At 57.9% G+C, this 577-nt stretch carries 1 pseudogene; it reads right to left on the reverse strand.

From position 1 onward, the window contains the following. A pseudogene (locus tag ACIQU2_RS26090) lies at positions 1-573 on the reverse strand (succinate--CoA ligase subunit alpha); the annotation flags it as partial. Positions 574-577 lie beyond the last annotated feature (4 nt).

The following is a 577-nucleotide window of genomic DNA, read 5'->3' on the forward strand; positions in this document are numbered from 1 at the left end:
GCGCTCGCGGCCGCTCGCGCCCGCGATCGGGTCACCGCCGATGCCGCCGCAAGTCGACTGACCGAAACCGGCGTCAGTAGTCTGCTTCACAGCTTCGTAGGTCAGGGTGCCGGAACGGGAAACGATACCGACCTTGCCTGGCAAGTGAATGTGACCTGGCATGATGCCGATCTTGCATTCGCCTGGAGTGATCACGCCTGGGCAGTTAGGACCGATCAGGACTACGCCCAGCTCGTCGCACTTGACCTTGGCATCCAGCATGTCCAGGGTAGGAATGCCTTCAGTGATGCAAACGATCAGCTTGATGCCGCCGAATGCTGCTTCCAGGATGGAGTCCTTGCAGAAAGGAGCTGGAACGTAGATCACGCTGGCGGTGGCGCCAGTGGCAGCTACAGCATCTTTCACGGTGTTGAACACTGGCAGACCCAGATGCTCGGTGCCGCCTTTGCCAGGAGTTACGCCACCCACCATCTTGGTGCCGTATTCGATGGCTTGCTGGGTGTGGAAACTACCTTGCGAACCGGTAATACCCTGGCAGATAACTTTGGTGTCTTTATTGATCAGGACGCTCATTATT

The sequence above is a fragment of the Pseudomonas sp. NPDC098740 genome (genome assembly GCF_044760065.1).
Lineage (GTDB): Bacteria > Pseudomonadota > Gammaproteobacteria > Pseudomonadales > Pseudomonadaceae > Aquipseudomonas > Aquipseudomonas rossensis.